Origin of the sequence: Actinoplanes sp. NPDC049681 (genome assembly GCF_044465265.1) — a bacterium.
GTDB lineage: Bacteria > Actinomycetota > Actinomycetes > Mycobacteriales > Micromonosporaceae > Actinoplanes.
In genome coordinates this window covers 301,351-317,255 of the sequence record NZ_JBITLP010000006.1, presented here as the reverse complement: position 1 = coordinate 317,255, position 15,905 = coordinate 301,351, and the positions used below count along the sequence as shown (strand labels likewise).

General features: G+C 72.9%; 14 protein-coding genes. 6 read left to right on the top strand and 8 right to left on the bottom strand.

What is annotated here, in order from left to right; all coding sequences use genetic code 11:
- Together ACIBO8_RS23340 and mutM are read left to right on the top strand one after the other, a co-directional pair.
- The gene (locus ACIBO8_RS23340; protein ID WP_396117380.1) at positions 1 to 1,182 is read left to right on the top strand and encodes a hypothetical protein; all 1,182 of its coding nucleotides are present in this window, start codon (positions 1 to 3) and stop codon (positions 1,180 to 1,182) included.
- A gap of 25 nt (positions 1,183 to 1,207) precedes the next feature.
- Positions 1,208 to 2,062 (top strand): bifunctional DNA-formamidopyrimidine glycosylase/DNA-(apurinic or apyrimidinic site) lyase, encoded by an 855-nt coding sequence (gene mutM, locus ACIBO8_RS23335; RefSeq protein WP_396117379.1) that lies wholly within the window; start codon positions 1,208 to 1,210, stop codon positions 2,060 to 2,062.
- On the opposite strand, the gene ACIBO8_RS23330 is transcribed toward mutM, so the two are convergent.
- The 4 genes from ACIBO8_RS23330 to ACIBO8_RS23315 form a co-directional block, all read right to left on the bottom strand.
- Positions 2,016 to 2,585: a Spherulin-4 gene (locus ACIBO8_RS23330; protein ID WP_396117378.1), complete on the bottom strand. Its 570-nt coding sequence runs from the start codon at positions 2,583 to 2,585 to the stop codon at positions 2,016 to 2,018. The genes mutM and ACIBO8_RS23330 overlap by 47 nt on opposite strands.
- Complete coding sequence (locus ACIBO8_RS23325; RefSeq protein WP_396117377.1) at positions 2,582 to 3,751, bottom strand: hypothetical protein; 1,170 nt, start codon at positions 3,749 to 3,751, stop codon at positions 2,582 to 2,584. The genes ACIBO8_RS23330 and ACIBO8_RS23325 overlap by 4 nt, the downstream gene beginning before the upstream one ends.
- The gene (locus ACIBO8_RS23320; protein ID WP_396117376.1) at positions 3,748 to 5,238 is read right to left on the bottom strand and encodes a glycosyltransferase; all 1,491 of its coding nucleotides are present in this window, start codon (positions 5,236 to 5,238) and stop codon (positions 3,748 to 3,750) included. The genes ACIBO8_RS23325 and ACIBO8_RS23320 overlap by 4 nt, the downstream gene beginning before the upstream one ends.
- Before the next feature lie 132 nt (positions 5,239 to 5,370).
- Positions 5,371 to 6,168, bottom strand: coding sequence for a CAP domain-containing protein (locus ACIBO8_RS23315; protein WP_396117375.1), 798 nt, complete (start codon positions 6,166 to 6,168; stop codon positions 5,371 to 5,373).
- 496 nt (positions 6,169 to 6,664) lie between these two features.
- Here ACIBO8_RS23315 and ACIBO8_RS23310 point away from each other — a divergent pair, with 496 nt between their 5' ends.
- The 3 genes from ACIBO8_RS23310 to ACIBO8_RS23300 all read left to right on the top strand — a co-directional run bounded on the left by ACIBO8_RS23310 (position 6,665) and on the right by ACIBO8_RS23300 (position 11,485).
- A complete protein-coding gene (locus ACIBO8_RS23310; RefSeq protein WP_106125704.1) occupies positions 6,665 to 6,859 on the top strand; it encodes a hypothetical protein in 195 nt (64 codons plus the stop codon).
- A gap of 296 nt (positions 6,860 to 7,155) precedes the next feature.
- Complete coding sequence (gene smc / locus ACIBO8_RS23305; RefSeq protein ID WP_396117374.1) at positions 7,156 to 10,737, top strand: chromosome segregation protein SMC; 3,582 nt, start codon at positions 7,156 to 7,158, stop codon at positions 10,735 to 10,737.
- Between the two features lie 130 nt (positions 10,738 to 10,867).
- Positions 10,868 to 11,485, top strand: coding sequence for an HAD family hydrolase (locus ACIBO8_RS23300; protein WP_396117373.1), 618 nt, complete (start codon positions 10,868 to 10,870; stop codon positions 11,483 to 11,485).
- A gap of 51 nt (positions 11,486 to 11,536) precedes the next feature.
- Here the strand turns inward: ACIBO8_RS23300 and ACIBO8_RS23295 are convergent, their stop codons facing one another.
- From ACIBO8_RS23295 to ACIBO8_RS23280, 4 genes are all read right to left on the bottom strand, one after another.
- Complete coding sequence (locus ACIBO8_RS23295) at positions 11,537 to 11,992, bottom strand: DinB family protein (RefSeq protein ID WP_396117741.1); 456 nt, start codon at positions 11,990 to 11,992, stop codon at positions 11,537 to 11,539.
- A 106-nt stretch (positions 11,993 to 12,098) separates the two neighbouring features.
- Positions 12,099 to 12,515 (bottom strand): hypothetical protein, encoded by a 417-nt coding sequence (locus tag ACIBO8_RS23290; RefSeq protein WP_396117372.1) that lies wholly within the window; start codon positions 12,513 to 12,515, stop codon positions 12,099 to 12,101.
- The gene (locus ACIBO8_RS23285; protein ID WP_396117371.1) at positions 12,512 to 12,796 is read right to left on the bottom strand and encodes a hypothetical protein; all 285 of its coding nucleotides are present in this window, start codon (positions 12,794 to 12,796) and stop codon (positions 12,512 to 12,514) included. Before ACIBO8_RS23285 ends, ACIBO8_RS23290 begins: the two co-directional genes overlap by 4 nt.
- Before the next feature lie 83 nt (positions 12,797 to 12,879).
- Positions 12,880 to 14,559, bottom strand: a complete 1,680-nt coding sequence (locus ACIBO8_RS23280) for an alkaline phosphatase D family protein (protein WP_396117370.1) — start codon at positions 14,557 to 14,559, stop codon at positions 12,880 to 12,882.
- 152 nt (positions 14,560 to 14,711) lie between these two features.
- Here ACIBO8_RS23280 and ftsY point away from each other — a divergent pair, with 152 nt between their 5' ends.
- Positions 14,712 to 15,872, top strand: a complete 1,161-nt coding sequence (gene ftsY / locus ACIBO8_RS23275; RefSeq protein WP_396117369.1) for a signal recognition particle-docking protein FtsY — start codon at positions 14,712 to 14,714, stop codon at positions 15,870 to 15,872.
- The last annotated feature ends 33 nt before the right edge of the window (positions 15,873 to 15,905 follow it).

The window sequence follows — 15,905 nt, the reverse complement described above, 5'->3', positions numbered from 1 at the left end:
GTGACGGCTCAGGACGCGGACAGCGCCGTCGAGGCCGCCGACGCCCCGCCCGGAGGCCTCTGGGACCGGGCCGGGCGCTGGCACGGCGCGGGCGTGGCGGTCGGCATCCTGGCGCTGTCCCGCATCGTCCAGATCATCCTGCTCGTCGGCCTGGACCGGGCCACCGAGGAACCGGCCGGCCTCCGCGCCAACCTGCTGGTCTGGGACGGCGGCTGGTTCATGCGGGCCGCCGCCGGCTATCCGCACGGCTACACGTACGGGGCGGACGGCGCGCTCAAAGGCAACGAGCTGGCCTTTTTCCCGGTCTATCCCCTGCTCATCCGGGGCCTGTCCCACCTCGGCCTGGATCCGGGCACCGCCGCGCTCACGGTGAGCTGGCTGGCCTCCGTCGGTGCGGCCGTGGCGCTGCACCTGCTCGGCACGACCCTGTACGGCCGCCGCGCCGGCTGGGCCCTGGTCGCGATCTGCTGCACCGCCCCGATGTCCGTGGTCCTGTCCATGGCGTACTCGGAGAGCCTCTTCCTCGCCCTCGTCGCCGGGATGCTCGTGGCCGCGCACCGCAGGGTGTGGTGGGCGGCGGGCCTGCTGGGCCTCGGCTGCGGCCTGACCAGGCCGACCGGCGCCGCGGCCGCCATCGCCCTCGCGGTCGCCGCGGTGCTGGCCGCCCGCGAGAACCCGGCGAAGAAGTGGCAGCCGCTGGCCGCCGCGGCCGTGGCGCTGGCCGGCGTCCCGGCCTTTCTCGGCTGGGTGGGCTGGCGGGTCGGCGAGCCGGACGCCTGGTTCAAGATCCAGGCGGCCGAGTGGGGCACCGCATTCGACTTCGGCACCAGCACGCTGACGTTCCTGGGCGACACGCTGACCACCGGTGACGGCTGGGTGCCGATGAGCGTGGCGCTGATCCTGCTCGCCGCCGCGGCCGCCGCGGGCGTCGCGCTGGCCGGCCGGCCGTGGGTGCCGCTGACCGTCTACGGGCTCGTCGCGATGGTGCTCGTGTACGGCCAGGCCGGCTACTACCACTCCAAGCCTCGGCTGCTGCTGCCCGTACTGTTGACGCTGTTGCCGGGGGTTGTCGCCGCCGCCCGGGCCCGCCCCCGCGTCGCGATCCTGGCGATCGGCGCGTGGGCCGCGTTCGGCCTCTGGTACGGCGCTTACATGGTGGCCGTCTGGCCGTACACGATCTGAGACAGAAGCCCCCCGAGGGAGAAGGATGCCTGAGCTTCCCGAGGTCGAGACCGTCCGGCAGGGCCTGGCCAAGTGGGTGGCCGGTCGCCGCATCGAGGCGGTCGAGGTGCGCCACCCCCGCGCGATCCGCCGGCACCTGCCCGGCGACGCGCACTTCGCCGCCGTCCTCGCCGGACGGACCATCGAGGACGTCTCGCGCCGCGGCAAGTACCTGTGGCTGCCGCTGGACTCCGGCGACGCGATCATCGCCCACCTGGGTATGAGCGGTCAGCTGCTCATGCAGCCCGCCGAGGCGCCGGACGAGGTGCACCTGCGGGTCCGCTTCTCGTTCGCCGACGACGGCCCCGAGCTGCGCTTCGTCGACCAGCGGACGTTCGGCGGCCTGTCGGTCTCCGAGGGCGGCGCCGAGCTGCCGGCCGAGATCGCGCACATCGCCCGCGACCCGATGGACCCGCTCTTCGACGACGAGGCGTTCGTGGCGGCACTGCGGCGCAAGCACACGGAGATCAAGCGGGCCCTGCTCGACCAGACGCTCATCTCGGGGGTCGGCAACATCTACGCCGACGAGGCGCTGTGGCGGGCGCAGCTGCACGGCGTACGCCCGACCGACGCGCTGACCCGCCCGGTGGTACGCCGCCTGCTGGCACACGTACGGGACGTGCTCGGCGAGGCGATCGTGGCCGGAGGCACCAGCTTCGACGCGCTCTACGTCAACGTCAACGGGCAGAGCGGGTACTTCGACCGGTCGCTGAACGCGTACGGGCGGGAGGGACAGCCGTGCCACCGGTGCGGCACGGCCATCCGCCGCGAGCAGTTCATGAACCGGTCGTCGTTCAGCTGTCCCCGCTGCCAGCCGCGCCCCCGGAAGCCGCTGCGCTGACGTACGGGCCGGCGTCGGTGGCCAGCCCGAAGCCCGCGCCGCGCCGGCCCATCAGCCGCCGGGCGGCCGTGAGCAGCGTCGTCGGCACGCCGTGGACGAGGTGGCCGTCGCCGGGGCGTACCCCGTCGCCGTCCCAGCCCTGGTACGCCGACCACGGCCCGTCGAAGGTGCAGATCTTCACGCCCAGGTCGCGGTAGAGCGGGTGGGTGGGCACGCCCGGGTTGAGCACCACCCGGTGCAGCCCGCGGCGGGCGGCCAGCCGTACGGTCAGCGCCACCGGCCCGACCCCGCCCGAGCCGGCCGGCGCCCGGTCCAGGAAGAGCCCTTCGACGCCGTCCTCGCGCCACGCGTCCACGTCGGCCAGCACGTCGGCGAGGGAGCGCCCGCCCCAGTCCAGGTCGATGCGGCCGAGCCGCTGGTGCGCCGAGCGGCGGGAGCCCGGTCGTTCCTGCACGACCCAGGTGTCGGCGTCCACGGGGAGTTCGGGCGACGGTTGCGCGTACGGGGGGAACAGGGTTCTCACGGCATCCTCCGGGGGTCTGCGGCGGTGCGGGCGACGACGAGCAGGCCGGCGAGGTGGGTCGCCGCCAGGATGCCGACGACGATGGGCAGGGGGTCTTGCGGCAGGGCCGGTACGAGCGGGGCCGCGAACGCCGTGACCGGCGGCGCGACGGCGAGCAGGGTGGCGATCCCGGTACGCCCGCGCCAGCCGAGCAGCAGCGTGATCGCCAGCACCCCGCTGAGCAGGAGTCCGCCGGCGAACACGAGCACCGCGGCCGTCCCGGCGGGCACCTGGTACGCGGCCACCGCCAGCGCGGTCCCGGCGGCGAGCGGAGGCACCAGAGCGGCGACGGTAACGACGGTCACGCCGCCGAGGTGCGCCCGGAACTCCTCGTCGCTCTCGGCCGCGTCGAGCCCGGCCTGAACCTGCCGGCGGTGCCAGCCGATCAGCGCCTCGAGCACCGGCCCGGCGGCGAGCAGCGGCAGGACCGCGGGGGACGTGGCGGTCGGCGGCCCGGCCTGCCACAGCAGCGCCACGCAGGCGGCCTGGGCAGCGCCGAGCAGCAACCGCATGCCGCCGTGCCGCAGATCCGAACCGCGCAACCGGCCTATCGGCGAGGCACCGAGGACGGGCCGGAACGCGCGGGCCGCGGCCAGCGCGATCGAGACGGGCAGCAGCGCGGTCACGGGTACCCGCTGCGCCAGCGTGTCGCCGACGGTCCCCGCGATGCTCACCGCGGCCAGCAGCCAGCAGGGCAGGCTCCACCGGACCACGGCCGCCTCGGTACGGGTGACCAGCGCGGCGGTGACCGTACCCAGACAGATCAGGCCGCAGACGCCGATCGCGACCGCCAGCAGCCGGTCGGGGCCGACCAGGCGGGCGGGCGCCAGGCCGGCCGCCGCCGCCCAGAGCGCCGCCGCCACGGTGAAGCCCGCCGCGACCAGCTTGGCCGCCGGGCCCCGCCCGCAGCGGCGGGCGACCAGGGCGCCGACGCCGGCGAGGGCGTGCGCGACGCTCCAGCCGAGCACGAGCGCGCCGACGGGTACCGGCCAGGCGACCTGGCCCAGCGGTTCGGCCGCCGCGACCGCGACGCTCAGGGGTCCGAGATAGAGGGCACAGCGCAGCAGCGTGGCACCCAGCGCGGGCGCGCGCAGTGTTCCGCCCCGCAGGGCGAGATCGGCGGTCATCGGTCCTCCCCGGCTCCGGCGAGCCATCTCAGCGTGGCCGGTCGCGCGTCGCGCGGGGCGGGAACGGCCAAGGTCAGTTCGTAGGCGGGGGCCGGGGGCGGCCCGGCCAGATCGGTGTAGAGCGCGCCGTAGACGCGGACGACGCGGTCGGCGGTGAAGCACGCGAGGGCGCGGCGGCGGGCGGCGTCGCCGAGAGCGCGGCGGCGGGCCGGTGCGGTGAGCAGGCTGATGCACGCGGCGGCGAGCGCGGCCGGGTCCCGGTCGGGCACGACCACGCCGGCGTCACCGAGCGTCTCGGCGACCGGCCCGACGTCGGCCCCGACGACCGCGCGGCCCGACATCATGGCCTCGATCAACCGGTACGGCGTATCGGACGGCCCGGGCACGTGCACGACGACGTGGCCGGCGGCGTACCGGTCGCTGGGGTCGGCGGGCAGCGGGTGCAGCCGGATCGCCCGGCCCAGCCCGGTCCGCTCGATCTGCTCGGCGCAGTGGTCCTCGTGGGCGGGGGTCACGCCGACCAGGTGCAGCACGGTCCCCGGCACGGCCGCGGCCACCCGCGCGAAGGCGTCCAGCAGGGGGCCGAGGCCGCTTTCCGGACCTCCGTTGCCGGCCCAGACGATCGCGGGCGGATTCCGGGCCTCGGGCGCGCACGGGAAGTCGAGCGGGTCGACGCCGGCGGGCACCGGCACCAGCCGCCGCGGTTCGGCCCCGTGCCGCAGCGCCCAGGAGTGGTGGTACTCGCTCAGCGGGGCGATCAGGCCGGCCTCGGCGTACCCGGTGCGCGCGACGGCCCGGCGGAACCGGCGGAGGACGGCCTGCACGGCGGGCGACAGGCGTTCCTCGTGGGCCCGGAACTTGGCGACGGGTGCCCGCGCCTCGGTCAGCAGCAGCGCGGTGCCCGTGCGCCACCGACCGGCCAGCGCCGCCAGCAACGGCGTCGTGCCACCCACGCAATGCACAAGGTCAACTTCAGGCAACGGTACGGCCAGAGCCCGGGCCGCGTGCCGCAGCAGGGTCGCAGCCGTCCGCGCATCCCGCAGGCTCAGCCGCGGCAACCGGTCGCCGGCGCCCGACGTCCGCCCGGCCCGCCAGGCCTCCAGCAGCACATCGGCCAGCGGTACGGCGTTCAGGGGCGCCCCGGCCGCCGCGGTTCCCCCGTCGGCCAGGGCCGCGAGCCCGGCAAGCCCGCGCGCGAACACCTCGTCGTGTTCGGTGACCAGCCCCCGGCACAGCAGCGCGGCCGCGGCGGTGGCGTGCTCGTCCCGCCCCTCCCGCCGCGGCGTCTCCCGCGGCAGCGCGACCGTACGCGCGGACCTGACGTGCCCGGGCAGCGGGTACGCCGGCCCGCCCGGCGGCTCGCGGTCCGAGACGGTGACGAGGTCGAAGCGGAAGCGGGCGAGGCCGTCGACGAGCGTCCGGCACCAGCCGCCGAGCGCGTCCCGGCGGAACGGATAGCCGCCCCCGGTGAGCAGACAGATGCGCATGCGGTCAGCACCGCGGGCACGTCGGGGGCGATATCACGAAGGCTGCAACGACACAGCGGCGAAAAGTAACGGGAGCGTGTCGCCTAGGCGACAGATGTTCGCACTATTTGTCTGATTTACCGGGCATTTTGCTCACGATCGCCCGAAAAGCTGTCCCCACACGATCGTCCCGTCGACGCCCTTCACCGCGCCGACGCCGATCGCCTTGAAGTCACAGTTGAGGATGTTGGCGCGGTGGCCCTCGCTGTGCATCCACGAATTCATGACGTCGGCCGCGTCCCGCTGGCCCCGGGCCACGTTCTCGCCGCCCGGGTCGTTGTAGCCCTGCTCCTTGGCGCGCTGGACGAAGTCCCGGCCGTCGTCGCTGACGTGGCTGATGTAGAGGTTGCCGTGCGTACCCAGCTCCTGGACGTGCAGCCGGATCGCCGTACGCAGCTTGGTGTTCAGGCTCACCGAGCCGCAGCCGGCCTTGTCGCGCTCGACGTTGACCAGGCGGATGACCTCGGTCTCCTGGCCCGCCAGCCCGGCCGGCACCCTCGGCGCGCTCTTCGTCTGCGGCGTCCGCTTCGGGGCCTTCGTCGGCGCCTTGGTGGGCTTCTTGGCGGCCGGCTTCTTGGTGGACTTCTTGGGGGCGGGCTTCGCCGGTGCGGACGGCGCCGCCGGTGTGGTGGCGGTGCCCGTCCCGGCGCCGGGTGCCCCGCCACCGGCACCCGGCGCCAGGGCGGCGACGGCGGCCTCGGGTCGCTCGGCGGCGATGCCCGGGCCGGTGAGGCTCGACGGCAGCAGGGCGGCGCCCGCGCCGAAGACGGCGAGGAGGCCGGCGACCGGCAGGGCCAGGAGGGCCGGCGGCGGCATCGACCGCCGCCCGCGGTGCCGCCCGGTGGTGTCCGCCCGCTGGTCCCGATCGGTCTGCTCGACTTGCCCGTGCACGTCCTGCCTCCGCGGTCCTCAGGGATCGAGAGGTTTCGACCCGGGTGACGGTAAGCAGCCGTCCGGATACGCGGCAAACCAGCTAAGGAAGAGATAAGACGCCCTTCATGGAGGCTTCTGCCGAAAATCTCTTGATCAAAGGCCGGAGCGCGTGCCAAGGTGGCGTGATTCACTGGTAGACGGGGGTCGGCGCACTGTCCACGGCTTGACTGAGCCTGGTCAGGGGCGCACCATAGAAGAGTCGCCAGTCGCGCCCATCTGCGCTCAGATCTGAAGGTCTGAAGAGATTCGAAGTTCGGAACACGTGAAGTTCGGAAGACTCTGAAGTTCGGAAGAGTCTGAGCGCGGAAAATCTGCATCTCGTGTACGTCCAGGGTGCAGGTCTCTGTGCCCACGCGTGCCCGTGGGTGCAGGTGTGCGGTACCACTGGGCGCGCGTTTGGCCGGCCTTTCCGGCAGCGCTTACAAAGAGACGCGGTGTCTCACAAGGAGAAGTCATGGCGAAGGCCCTCTACGGCCACGTAGGTGCGGCGCCCGACCGGCGCCTGCTCGACGAGGTCACCCGACTGCGTTCCAGGGTGCAGGCTCTGGAGTTCGAGGTCACCCGCCTGCGGGCGGAGAACGATCGGCTCGCGGCCGCTGCAGCGGAGGCGGACGATCTGATGCGGCTGACCGAGCCGGCGCTGACCTGAGCTCCCCTGGGCGCCGAGACCGGGCGCTCACATCCCCCTTCGGCATCTTCGGACGCACCCAGAAAAGCGCGCCTCCACCGACGTGGCGGCGCGCATTTTTTTGCGTTTCCCGAGACCTTTGCCCTGCGTACGTCGCTGTCCGTCGGCACCGCTGTAGCGCTGCGCGCACACCGAATGGGATAAACAAGCCTTAACGGTTCTATACAGGTACGGACGGGACGCGCGGCGTGCGCGGACACAGCCCGCACCTGCGGGTAACCTGCTGCCGGAGAGCCAACCGCGACCCCCGGAGATCCGTGCACCTCAAGAGCCTGACGGTCAAGGGCTTCAAGTCCTTCGCCTCCGCTACGACGCTGCGGCTGGAGCCGGGCATCACCTGCGTGGTGGGCCCCAACGGCTCCGGCAAGTCCAACGTCGTCGACGCCATCGCCTGGGTCCTCGGTGAGCAGGGCGCCAAGGCGCTGCGCGGCGGCAAGATGGAGGACGTCATCTTCGCCGGCACCGCCGGCCGGGCCCCGCTGGGCCGCGCCGAGGTGACCCTCACGATCGACAACGGCGACGGGGCTCTCCCGATCGACTACACCGAGGTCTCGATCACGCGCCGGATGTTCCGCTCCGGCGAGAGCGAGTACGAGATCAACGGCAGCTCCTGCCGCCTGCTCGACATTCAGGAGCTGCTCAGCGACTCCGGCATCGGCCGCGAGATGCACATCATCGTCGGCCAGGGCCGGCTCGACGCCATGCTGCACGCCAAGCCGGAGGACCGCCGGGCCTTCATCGAGGAGGCCGCCGGCGTCCTCAAGCATCGCAAGCGCAAAGAGAAGGCCATCCGCAAGCTCGACGCGATGCAGACCAACCTCAACCGGCTCAACGACCTCACCGCCGAGCTGCGCCGCCAGCTCAAGCCGCTCGGCAAGCAGGCCGAGGTCGCCCGCCGCGCCGCCGGCATCCAGGCCGACCTGCGCGACGCCCGGCTCCGCCTGCTCGCCGACGACCTGCACACGCTGCGGACAACCCTGGACAAGGAGATCGCCGACGAGTCGGCGATGCGCGAGCGACGCCAGCAGGTCGAGGACGAGAACCGCGAGGTCCAGCGCTGGCTGGCCGACCTCGAGTCCCAGCACGCCGAGGACGCGCCGCTGCTCCAGGCCGCTCAGGACACCTGGTACAAGCTCTCCACCCTGCAGGAACGCTTCCGCTCCACCGAACAGCTCGCCTCCGAGCGGCTGCGCCACCTCGCCGCCACCCCCGACGAGGAACGCACCGGTCGCGACCCCGACCAGCTCGTCGCCGAGGCCGAACGGGTCCGCGAGCAGGAGGAGGAGCTGCGCGAGGCGCTGACCGAGGACCAGATGCGCCTGGCCGAGGCGGTCGAGCACCGCCAGGAGCTGGAACGCCAGCTGGCTGCGGCCGAGGGCGCGCTGCGTACCGCGGCGAAGGCGATCGCCGACCGGCGAGAGGGCCTCGCCAAGCTGACCGGGCAGGTGAACGCGGCCCGGGCCCGTACCGGAAGCGCCGCCGAGGAGATCGAGCGCCTCGCCGCCGCGCACACCGACGCCCTCATGCGCGCCGAGGCCGCGCAGGCCGAGGTCGACGCGGTCTCCGCGGAGTCGACCGAGGCGGACCGCGACAACGCCGAACTGGACGCCCGGCACGCCGAGGCGGTCGCCGCGCACGACCGCGCGGCCGCCGTCGTCAAGGAGCTCTCCGACGCCGAGCGCGCCGCCGAGAAGGACGCCGCGAGCTGGAAGGCCCGCGAGGAGGCGCTGGCCCTCGGCCTCAAGCGCAAGGACGGCGCGGGCGCGCTGCTCGGCAAGGCCGACCAGGTCCCCGGCCTGCTCGGCAGCCTCGCCTCGATGCTCACCGTCCGGCCCGGACACGAGGCCGCCCTGGCCGCCGCGCTGGGCGCGCTCGCCGACGCGGTCGCCCTCACCGGGATCGACGAGGCCGTCGAGGCCATGCGTACGCTCAAGATCGCCGACGCCGGCCGCGCCGCGCTGGTGGTCGCGAGCCCCGCCGCGCCGGGCATGCAGGGCTCGCTGGACTCCCTGCGGCCCGCCCTCCCGTCGGACGCGACCTGGGCGCCCGACGTCATCGAATGCCCGGAGACGATCCGCCCGGCGCTCAACCGCGCCCTGCGCGACGTCGTCCTCGTGCCCGATCTCGCCGCGGCGACCCGCCTCGTCGCCCAGAACGCCGAACTTCGCGCGGTCACCCCGGACGGTGACGTCCTCGGCGCCCACGCCGCGGCCGGCGGCTCGGGCAAGGCCACCAGCTACATCGAGGTGCAGGCCGCCGTCGACGAGGCCCGCGCCAACCGCGAGACCGCCGAGCAGTCCATCGTCGAGCTCAAGGAACGCCTCGCCGAGGCCCGCGCCGAGGTCGCGGAGCACAAGGAAGCGGTCAACGTCGCGGCCGCCGCCAAGCGCGCCGCCGAGGGCGAACGCAACGCCGCCGCCCGCCGCCTCGCCGAGCTGGGCGCCGCCGCGCGTTCCGCCAAGGCCGAGTCCGAGCGGCTCGGCGCCTCCCGGCAGAAGGCGGAGGGCAACCGCGACCGCGACCTCGCCGGCCTCGCCGAGCTCGAGGAGCGGCTGCGCCTCGCCGAGTCCACCCCGATCGACGAGGAACCGTCCACCGAGGAACGCGACCGGCTCGCCGCCCTCGTGCCGCAGGCCCGGCAGAACGAGATGGAGGTGCGGCTCGCGGTGCGTACGGCGGAGGAGCGCGTCTCCTCCATCGCCGGCCGCGCCGACTCGCTGCTGCGCCAGGCCAACGCCGAACGCCAGGCCCGCGAACGGGCGGCGGCCCGCCGGGCGGCCCGCGCCCGCGGTGCCGAGATCGCCAAGGCGGTCGCGCTGGGTGCGGCCTCCGCCATGGCCCGGGTGGCCGTCTCCCTGGCCACCGCGGTCGAGGTCCGCGACGAACTCGCCCGTGCGCGTACGGCCCGGGAGGCCGAGCTCTCGGAGGTACGCGCCACCGCCAAGCGCCTCGTCGCCGAACTGGAACGCCTCACCAACGAGGTCCACCGCGACGAGGTGGCCCGCGCGGAACAGCGTTTGCGCATCGAACAGCTCGAGGCCAAGGCTGCCGAGGACTTCTCCCTCGACGTCGACACCCTCGTCGCCGAGTACGGGCCGGACCAGCTCGTACCCCCGACGCAGGCCGAGGTCGCGCAGGCCGAGAAGGACGACAAGCCGATCCCCGACCCGGTCCCGTTCCACCGCCCCACCCAGGAGAAGCGGGCGAACAAGGCCGAGCGCGACCTGGCCCTGCTCGGCAAGGTCAACCCGCTGGCCCTGGAAGAGTTCGCGGCGCTGGAGGAACGCTTCAAGTTCCTGTCCGACCAGCTCGAGGACCTCAAGGCGACCCGCAAGGACCTGCTCACGGTGGTCAAGGACGTCGACGACCGCATCCTCGAGGTGTTCACGTCGGCGTTCGAGGACACCGCCCGCGAGTTCCAGACCGTCTTCCAGGTCCTCTTCCCGGGCGGCGAGGGCCGGCTCGTCCTGACCGACCCGGAGGACATGCTCACCACGGGCGTCGAGGTCGAGGCCCGCCCGCCGGGCAAGAAGATCAAGCGCCTGTCGCTGCTCTCGGGCGGCGAGCGCTCCCTGACGGCGGTCGCCATGCTCTGTGCGATCTTCCGGGCCCGCCCCAGCCCCTTCTACATCATGGACGAGGTCGAGGCAGCCCTCGACGACGTCAACCTCGGCCGGCTGATCACGCTCTTCCAGCAGCTGCGGGAGAAGAGCCAGCTTCTGATCATCACCCACCAGAAGCGCACGATGGAGGTCGCCGACGCCCTGTACGGCGTGACGATGCGCTCCGGCGTGACGCAGGTGATCAGCCAGCGGCTCAACCGGGAGCCCGAGGACTGAGCCGCCGCTCTGCTCGGGGGCGTTGCGGGCGCTCTCGTCAGGGTGCCGCCTACCTTGCGGGCGGCCCTCCGTAGGCTTGCTGTTCGAGCTCTCGTCGCTCGAGTGTCGCCGAGGAAGGAACGTCACTCGCATGCAGCGCCAACCCGCCCAGGCCATGTTGATCGACCTGGACGGCGTCGTCCGCCGCTGGGACCCCGCGGTGCCGGCAGCGGCGGAGGCGGCCCACAACCTCCCGGCCGGGATCCTGATGCAGACCGCCTTCGCGTGGGACCTCCTCCGCCCGGCCATCGCCGGCGAGATCACCGACGCGGAATGGATGCACCTCGTCGCGACCCGCCTTCCCCTCCCGTACGACGAGGCCGCCGCGGCGGTGGCCGAGTGGCAGCACCACCGCGGCACCGTCGACCCCGAGGCGCTCGCCTTCGTCCGGGAGGCCCGCGCCGCCGGCCGCCGGGTAGGACTGGCGACGAACGCCACGGACCGCCTCCGCGGCGACCTCGAAGCGCTCGGCCTCACCGGCGAGTTCGACGCGGTGATCAATTCCAGCGAGCTGAAGATTCACAAGCCGGCGCCCGACTTCTTCGCCCAGGCCTGCCGAGCCCTCGACACCGAGGCGCCGTGGGTGCTCTTCGTGGACGACGACGACCGGGTGATCCGCGGCGCCCGGGCGGCGAAGCTCCTCGGCTTCCGCTGGACCGGCACCCAGGACCTGCCCTACCTCCGTAAGGCGCTCGCCCTCCCGTCCTGAGCCCGAGGGCCGCGTCCCGCCCCGGCCTGTCACGTTGCCGTGGGGCGTCCGTCAGTCGCCCGTCTGGCCGTCGATGCGTTCGCGCAGCAGGTCGGCGTGGCCGTTGTGACGGGCGTACTCCTCGATCATGTGCAGGTAGACCCAGCGGAGGCTGGTCGGCGGCCGGTCGCCTTGGGAGAACTCGTGCTCGAGCGGGAGATCCGCCACCGCCGCACGAGCCGCCTCGATCTCGGCCAGGTAGGTGGCGTAGTCGCTCTCCGCGTCGGCTTCGGCCACATCGTCGAAGTCGCCGTCACGGTTGTGCTCGTCGCAGTAGATGTCGGGCAGTTGCTGGCCGGCCGCGTGTATGCGGAACCAGCCGCGCTCGACCTCGGACATGTGGCGGACGAGGCCGAGCAGGGTCAGGTTGGACGGCTCGACGGCTGCCTTCTTCAGCTGTTCCGCGGTGAGGCCGGCGCATTTCGTCAGCAGGGTCTGCCGGTGCCATTCGAGCCAGCCCTGCAGCATGGCCCGCTCATCACCGGTACGCGGTTCGCTCACTCGTTGCGCCGCAGGCGCGATCCAGGAAGTCACGATCACATCCTGGACCGCCCCTACGACATTTTCCGCCTCGCTACGCGTCCTCGTTCGGGACGACGATGAGTCGATCTTCCGGGATGAGGCGGGCGGACTCCCGCGGCTCGGCCGTGAGGTAAGCGGCCGAGTGGGTGAGGGAGGCCCACACCGCGTGGGATCGGGCGAGGTCACCGTCGGTGAGCGGGAGCGTTTCCGCGATCGAGCCGGTCGACTCGGCGGTGAGGTCGAGCACCTGGGTGGCGGGGAGGTGGACCAGCACGTCCAGGCGGGCCCTCGCGACCTTGTCGTCCAGGCACCGGCCGTGAGCTTCGAGCAGGGCCGTTGCCGGGATGCCGACGAACGCCCGCTCGTCGCCGACCTCGGTGATCACCTCACCGACGTGCACGAGGCCGTGGGCGTAGGACTGGACCGCCGAGCAGTCGAGCACGGCGCGGATCTCCGGGGCGTCCGTCATGCCGGCTCCTCCGTGTCGGGCCAACGGCCGCCTTTCATGGCTTCGAGCCGGCGGCGGCTCTCGGCCTTCTGCGTCTCGGTGGGAGGCCGCAGTTTGTCGCGCCAGCGGGCCGCACCCTCGTCCGTGATGGCGAAGCCGGCGGCTTCGAGCATGGCCCTGGTGGTGGCGCCGCGTTGCATGTGGGAGCGCACCGCCTCGGTCACGATCGCCGAGCTGTTGGGATGTTTGTCGAGGTATTGCGCTACATCGTCGGGGAGACTCACGGTGATCCGCCTTGTCATACTCGCATCATACTCTGGCGGCCATTGGTAGGACTGTAGAGACAATACTATGGCTCGAATGATCAGCACCGATCGATCTTGGGTCAGTCGGTCAGGGGGACCTTGGCCACCGGGAACAGGTTGCCGTCCTTGGTGGTGCCTTCCACCAGCACCTCCGCGTGTCCCGCCGAGTGGCGCAGGGTGCTCACCGCGTTCCCGAAGTACGGCCCGGCCAGCCGCTTCCACGTCAGTGGCGGCCGCGCCACGCCCGCCGATCGGGCCAGGGCGCGCATCGTCCTGGCTCCCGCGCGGGACCAGCTCAGCCTCATCAGGGGCTTCAGCGGCGCCGGGACCTGGTTGTGGATGGGGGAGCAGGTCAGCTGGTGCACCGGGGTGCGTACGGCCGGTCCCAGGTCGGCGCGGGCCACGTACGAGTGGTGCACGTCCCCGGAGAGCACGCTGATCGTGGCCGGGGCCGCGTAGGCGCCGCCCGCTCCGACCCGGTGGCGGGGCGCTCCCTCGCCGCCCTCGCCGATGCGGCGGAACAGTTCCGTCAGGGCGTCGAACGAGCGCCGGAACGCTGCCCAGTGTTCGAGGTCGAAGGCTCGGCGGATCTTCTCCGCCAGGCCGGTCGCGGAGGCGTCCGCGGCCTTCTCGTTCCAGGCCTCGACGTGGTGGATCGCCGGGGGCATCAGCCACGGCAGGGAGGAGCCGACCACCAGGTGGTCGTAGTCCCCGTGGGCCTGGTCGACGAACCATCGCCACTCGGCTGCCGGAAGCATCTCGCGGGCGCCCGGGATCAGGACTCGGTTGCAGCGGTTGTCGAGCATCACCAGACGGGTGCGGCCGATGTCGAGGGCGAAGCTCCACTGGTACGGCCGGTCCGTGTTCTCGGCCGACATGGGTGAGTCGACGGACAGGCCGAAGTCGTGCAGCAGGTCCGTCGCGTCGGGGACCGAAGTGATCTTCGCCAGCAGCGGGTCGGCGGCGAGTTCGTCCGGGCTGAGGTTGCCCAGGTGCTGGTAGACCCAGTACGACGCCAGGCCGCCGGCGATGCGGTCGGCCCACCAGGCCTGGGCCGACATGTCGGCGCGCCAGGGTGCCGAGGTGTTCCAGTCGTCGATGATCTCGTGGTCGTCGAAGATCATCACGCTCGGCACCGTGGCGAGCAGCCAGCGGACCTCGGGGTCGCGCCACGACTCGAGGTAGAGCTTCGTGTACTCGTCGAACGTGACGACCTGATCCTTCGGGCCGTGGTGGCCGGCGGCGCGGCGGCGGCGCAGGAAGCGGCGTACCTTCGTCGAGGTCTTGTCCGCGTAGACCTGGTCGCCGAGCAGCACGATCAGGTCCGGGCGCAGGTCCGGGTCCTGCGGGTCGGCCATCATCCGCCGGGCGTACGCGTCCAGCGCGTCCGGTGGCAGCTTGCGCCCGGTGGCGTGCGGGGTGGCCTCGCGGCAGGAGCCGAAGATCATGCTGACCGGGTGGCCGGCGTCGTCGGCGGGACGGGTCGCGATCACGCTCGGCGGGTACGGCGAGTCGGGCTGCGGCCACACCTTCCGGTCGTCGAGCCACATCTCGTATTCCGTGGCCGCGCCGCGCGGGAGCCCCTCGACGATCACGATCGCGTAGTGGTGCCCGTACGCGCAGAAGGTCTGCGCGGACCCGGCGCCGCCGCCGGTGGCCTCGACCCGCACCTGGGCCGGCTCGGTGGTCTCCACCCAGATCGTCGCCTTGTCGCCCACGACCCGCCGCAGCACCGGCCCGATGAGCAGGTGCGCAGTCAAAGGACGACCGGGGGGAGAGCCATGATTCCATCCTCCCCAGCGCGCCGGGTTTGCGCCACCACGCTTTCGGCCACCACCGGGTCACCCGACGTGTCCGGCGACACCGACGGGTGGCGCCACGCTCCCCGGGCACATCTGTCAGGATTTCTGGCATGGAATACGTGGTCGCCTCTCTGATCCTGCTGGCGGTGCTGATCGTCGGGGCCGTCGGCCTCGTCGTGCCGCGCCTGCGCCGGCGCGAACTCCCGCCGCCGGGAGAGACCCGGGCGGGCACGACCACGCTCGAGCGTCCCCCGGTGGTGCCCGAGACCGAGGCGCTCCCGCCGCTGATCGAGCGCCCGGCCGAGCCCGCGGCTCCCGAGGCTCCGGTCATCGAGAAGCCCGAGCCCACGGCCGGCCGGCTGGTGCGGCTGCGGGCCCGGCTCAGCCGGTCGCAGAACGCCTTCGGCCGGGGGCTGCTCAGCGTGCTGTCCCGCGACCACCTCGACGAGGACGCCTGGGAGGAGATCGAGGACAGCCTGATCACCGCGGACGTCGGCGTCGAGGCCACCCAGGTCCTCGTCGAGCGGCTGCGCGAGCGGGTACGGGTCCTGGGCACGCGTACGGTCGCCGAGGTGCGCGAGCAGCTCGCCGAGGAGCTCACCGCCGCGCTGGAGCCGGAGCTGGACCGCAGCCTGAACACCGCCCCGCACGAGGGCCGGCCCGCCGTCGTGCTGGTGGTCGGCGTCAACGGCGCGGGCAAGACCACCACCTGCGGCAAGATCGGCCGGGTGCTCGTCGCGGACGGGCGTACCGTTCTCTTCGGTGCGGCCGACACGTTCCGGGCCGCCGCCGCCGAGCAGCTCGCCACCTGGGGTGAGCGGGTCGGGGCGGAGACCGTGCGGGGTCCCGAGGGCGGTGACCCGGCCAGCGTCGCGTTCGACGCGGTCAAGCGGGGTATCGACGTGGGCGTGGACACCGTGCTGATCGACACCGCCGGCCGGCTGCAGAACAAGGTCGGGCTGATGGACGAGCTCGGCAAGGTCAAGCGGGTGGTCGAGAAGCATGGCCCGGTCGACGAGACCCTGCTCATCCTGGACGCCACCACCGGCCAGAACGGGCTGGAGCAGGCCCGGGTCTTCACGGAGGTGGTGGACGTGACCGGAGTGGTGCTCACCAAGCTCGACGGCACCGCCAAGGGCGGCATCGTCATCGCCGTGCAACGCAAGCTCGGTATTCCGGTCAAGCTGGTCGGCCTGGGCGAGGGCCCCGACGATCTCGCCCCGTTCGAGCCCGCCGCCTTCGTCGAGGCCCTGCTTGGCACCGACGCGTAGGCTCAGGGGCGGTAAGCCCGTCAAGCGGGGGAC

What these genes read in the sequence shown, in the direction of transcription:
- ACIBO8_RS23325 (WP_396117377.1), bottom strand. Translation starts at nt 3,751, where the DNA reads ATGACCGCCGATCTCGCCCTGCGGGGCGGAACACTGCGCGCGCCCGCG.
- ACIBO8_RS23290 (WP_396117372.1), bottom strand. Translation starts at nt 12,515, where the DNA reads ATGACGGACGCCCCGGAGATCCGCGCCGTGCTCGACTGCTCGGCGGTC.
- ACIBO8_RS23320 (WP_396117376.1), bottom strand. Translation starts at nt 5,238, where the DNA reads ATGCGCATCTGTCTGCTCACCGGGGGCGGCTATCCGTTCCGCCGGGAC.
- ACIBO8_RS23295 (WP_396117741.1), bottom strand. Translation starts at nt 11,992, where the DNA reads ATGCTGCAGGGCTGGCTCGAATGGCACCGGCAGACCCTGCTGACGAAA.
- ACIBO8_RS23300 (WP_396117373.1), top strand. Translation starts at nt 10,868, where the DNA reads ATGCAGCGCCAACCCGCCCAGGCCATGTTGATCGACCTGGACGGCGTC.
- ACIBO8_RS23310 (WP_106125704.1), top strand. Translation starts at nt 6,665, where the DNA reads ATGGCGAAGGCCCTCTACGGCCACGTAGGTGCGGCGCCCGACCGGCGC.
- mutM (WP_396117379.1), top strand. Translation starts at nt 1,208, where the DNA reads ATGCCTGAGCTTCCCGAGGTCGAGACCGTCCGGCAGGGCCTGGCCAAG.
- ftsY (WP_396117369.1), top strand. Translation starts at nt 14,712, where the DNA reads ATGGAATACGTGGTCGCCTCTCTGATCCTGCTGGCGGTGCTGATCGTC.
- ACIBO8_RS23285 (WP_396117371.1), bottom strand. Translation starts at nt 12,796, where the DNA reads ATGACAAGGCGGATCACCGTGAGTCTCCCCGACGATGTAGCGCAATAC.